The sequence below is a fragment of the Streptomyces mutabilis genome (assembly GCF_014649815.1).
Taxonomy (GTDB): domain Bacteria; phylum Actinomycetota; class Actinomycetes; order Streptomycetales; family Streptomycetaceae; genus Streptomyces; species Streptomyces mutabilis.
This window is the reverse complement of the sequence record NZ_BMTT01000054.1, coordinates 1-3760: the sequence shown is the minus strand read 5'-3', so window position 1 is coordinate 3760 and position 3760 is coordinate 1. Positions and strand designations below refer to the sequence as shown.

General features: G+C 69.2%; 3 protein-coding genes and 1 pseudogene. 3 read left to right on the top strand and 1 reads right to left on the bottom strand.

The genetic code is table 11. The features are described 5' to 3' along the window. Positions 1 to 291 (top strand): annotated as a pseudogene (locus tag IE142_RS34430) (alkaline phosphatase family protein); the annotation flags it as partial. Positions 292 to 551: 260 nt separating this feature from the next. Beyond that, complete coding sequence (locus tag IE142_RS34425) at positions 552 to 1631, top strand: ScyD/ScyE family protein (protein WP_191889373.1); 1080 nt, start codon at positions 552 to 554, stop codon at positions 1629 to 1631. Between the two features lie 99 nt (positions 1632 to 1730). Here IE142_RS34425 and IE142_RS34420 read toward each other — a convergent pair whose 3' ends face one another. Further along, positions 1731 to 2294, bottom strand: coding sequence for a carboxymuconolactone decarboxylase family protein (locus IE142_RS34420; protein WP_043384956.1), 564 nt, complete (start codon positions 2292 to 2294; stop codon positions 1731 to 1733). A gap of 449 nt (positions 2295 to 2743) precedes the next feature. Between IE142_RS34420 and IE142_RS34415 the strand changes: the two genes are divergently transcribed. Then, a complete protein-coding gene (locus IE142_RS34415; protein ID WP_191889372.1) occupies positions 2744 to 3658 on the top strand; it encodes an aromatic prenyltransferase in 915 nt (304 codons plus the stop codon). Positions 3659 to 3760 lie beyond the last annotated feature (102 nt).

Below are 3760 nucleotides of genomic sequence, written 5' to 3'. Positions count from 1 at the left end.
GAGATCCACCGCAAACCCGGCTACGACCCGGTCGAGCTGTTCATGGACCCCCACGACCCCTACATCAAGATCAAGGCCGCCACCGCCCTGGCCCGCAAGAAACTCGGCATCCGCTACCGCATGGCGGTCGTGCCCCTGGACCCCACACCCATCCGCGGCAGCCACGGCCGCCTCCCCGAACGCCCGGAGGACGGACCGGTACTGCTCTGCTCGCGGCCCGGCCAGGTGTCGGGCCCCGTCGCCGCGACCGAGGTGCGATCGCTGCTGCTGCGCCTGGCGGGGATCGACTGACCCGGGCCACATCGAACCGTATCCGCTTCCCGTCATCAAGGGCGGGCACGCTCCGTCCGAATATGCCGACTTCCTTACTTGTAGACGGCACGGATTCCGTTCGCGGAAAAGCGCAGGAAAACCGCTTTCCACGGGCGAAGTCGCCGCGCGACCGCGGAATTTCCGATGTTGCACACTGCATTCCGGCCAATTCCTGCGTCTACGGTGATGCCGGTTTGATTCGCTCCTGACTGCGGGGGCGTGCCAAGTTGAGGAGAGACATGTCCAGAGCAACCAAGTCTTGGGCGGGGGCCTTCCTGGCAACGGCAGTCGTGGGCGGGCTCACGGCGATGGCGATACCGGGCCAGAGCGTGGCCGCGGCCGCCGAGGACGAGGCCGCGGCCACGGTCATCGCGTCGGGCCTGAAGAACCCGCGTGACGTCGCGATCCAGTCCGACGGCTCGATCCTCGTCGCCGAGTCCGGCAGCGGCCCGGCCACCGCCTGCACCGAGCCGGGCTCCCAGTGCCTCGGTTTCACCGGTTCCATCTACCGGGTGAAGGGCACCAGCAAGGGCCGGGTCGTCACCGGCCTGCCGTCGAAGATGATCGTCCGCGCCGACGGCAGCAATGTGATCGCCGGGGCGAACGAGGTCCAGTACACCGGAAGCCGCTCCTACCGGGTGACCTACAGCCTGAGCGGCACCGCCACGAGCCGTGCGGCACTGGGCACGGGCGCCGCGCCGCTGGGCACGCTGGCCATCGCCAAGGGCGCGATCCTCGGCGACCTGGCCGCACACGAGAGCAGCGTCAACCCGGACGGGGCCGAGGTCCTCTCCAACCCGCAGCGGTCGGTCGAGGTCGGCGGCGACCACCTGGTCACCGACGCCGCCGGCAACACCCTGCTGCGAGTGGGCCCGGACGGCACCGTCAGGACAGAGTTCGCCTTCCCGAGGAACGGTGACGCCGAGGCGGTGCCGACCGGCATCGTCAAGGGCGCGGACGGCGCGTACTACATCTCCGACATGAGCGGGATCCGCACGGGCCTCGGCCGCATATGGCGCTGGCAGCCGGGCTACGACCCGACCGTCTTCACCACCGGCCTGACCGGTGTCATCGACCTCGCCGTCCGGCCCGACGGCAATCTGGTCGCCCTGTCGTACGCCACCGGCGACACGGTGAGCGAGCCCGGCACCGGTGCCCTGACCCTGATCGACAAGACCACAGGAGCCCTCACGCCGATCAGCGCGGGCACCACGCTGAATCTGCCCACGGGCCTGGACATCGCCCCCAACGGTGACATCTACGTCACCAACAACACGCTGTCCAACAGCGGGGAGCTCCTCAGGCTCCAGGTCTCCTGACCGACGCAGTGCACGAGGCCCGCGCCACGGGTTCCCCCGCACCCGTCGCGCGGGCCGGCGGCGCCGCAGCCCGGTCCCGCGGGGCCGGGCTGCGGCGCGTCACCCGGCGTCCGCGGGACGCGCGGCCAGCGGGATCTCGCACGCCTCGGAGAAGCCCTGGGACTGGATTCCCAGTGCGTTGTTGTTCCTGGTCGCCAGGTTGGCGAAGGCGATGAACGCGGTCAGTTCGACCAGCCCGGCCGAGCCGAGCTCGCCGTGCAACCGCGCGGACAGCTCGTCGGTGACCGCCGGCGGCGTGCTCGTCATCGCCTCGGCGTACTCCAGGACGTCCCGCTCCAGCGGCGTGAAGACGTCCGCCTGCCGCCAGTTCGGCACCTGGCTGGCCTTGGCCAGGTCCAGGTTCTGGTTCAGCGCCTGGAAGTAGTTGATGTCCAGGCACCAGGTGCAGCCGACCTGGGCCGCGACGGCCATGTGCGCGAACGTCTTGAGGCCCTCGTCGACCGCGTCCCACTCGTTCGCCTTGCTCCCGAGTTCCAGGGTGGACTCGGCCACCTTGGGGTTGTGCCATGCCACCGCGACGGGCTCGGGCACGACGCCGTACGTCTTGGTCAGGTTCTCGGTGAGTTCCTCGGAGAGTTCCGCCTTGGGAACGCGCAGTGCCATGGTGTTCTCCCGCTCCTCGTGCGTGGTCCAGCTCTGGCATGCAGACACCGCCGGACGCGCGCAGGTGACAGCCCCTGGCGGCCGCGGGCGGCGGCAACGGCTCGATTGTTCGCGGAGACCTCTCGAGGCCTGGTCGAGCGGGCCTGCTCGCGCCGCGTGATCCACCTCACCATGCGGCGGTCTTGGCGCGGCGACGGCTACCGTGTCACTCTTCCAGCACGCCGACCCTGCCCAAAATCTGTCGTGGGCAGCAGAGTTGAGAGTCCAGGCCCCTGGCGGTCCACCCCTTCGCCGTCACGGCGGAGACCACGTCGAAGACGTCTCGTCCCTTCGCGCCGCCCGCCCCTGCCCTGCGCTGCCGCGTCACGGCGTCCCGCGTCATCCCTCATGCGTCCCTGTGAGCCGAAGCCTGCCGCGCACGGGAAAGTCAGGCACTTGGAGGAGGAAAAATGTCCGCAGCCACGACGGTCGAAGACGTGTATCTGACCATTGAGGAGTCGGCCCGACTGCTGGGGGTGCCCTGCTCACCCGAGAAGATCCGGCCGGTGCTGACCGCGTACGGCGAGGGACTCGCGGACGCCGGCATGGTGCTGAGCGTGGCGACCGGCGCCAACCCGCCGGAGGACCTCGACTACACCATCACCGTGCCGGCCACGGGCCCCGACCCCTACGCCGTGGCGCTGTCGGAGGGTTTCGTCACGAAGCCGGACCATCCCGTCGCCGGCTTGCTCCCGGACCTCAGGGCGCGCGTCCCCGTCAGCGAGTACTTCATCGACGGCGGCATCGTCAGCGGCTTCAGCAAGATCTACGCGCACTTCCCCGGCGACACGCTGACCGTGGCGCAGCTCGCGGACCTCCCCTCCATGCCGCCTTCTGTCGCCGGCAACGCGGACCTCTTCGCGCGCCACCACATGCACGACGTGGCGATGGTGGGGATCAACTATCGCAGCAGGGCGGTCAACCTGTACTTCGCCCAGCTGCCGAGCGCCTTCCGTACGGCACACAACATCCGGTCGCTCAACCGGGCACTGGGCCTGCCGGAACCGCAGGGGCCGTCGCTCCGGTTCGCGCAGAGGTCGTTCAGGTGCTACGTGACTCTCGGCTGGGAATCCCCGCGCATCGAGAAGATCTGCTACGCGCCCGCACCGGTGCGCGACTGGGACCCGTCGGCGCTGCCCGTCCCCCTCGACCCGCGGATCGAGAAGTTCGTGCGGAACACGCGGTGCACGTACCCCGGGCACCCGTTCGTCATCGCGGCCCTGAAGTGGTCTGCGTCCGGGCAGCACCTGAACCTCGGTCCTTACCTGCGCTTGTCGCCTCTGCTGCGCGATCTGCTGCACGAAGTCACCGGGGAAAAAGTGTGACACCACCCGGAGCCTCCTTGTGTGACGAGGGTCACTTTTCCGGGGCTCACACTTTTCGGGGCTGTGTCGTCGGAAGGGGTGGAGAGCGGTAACCGATGTCTG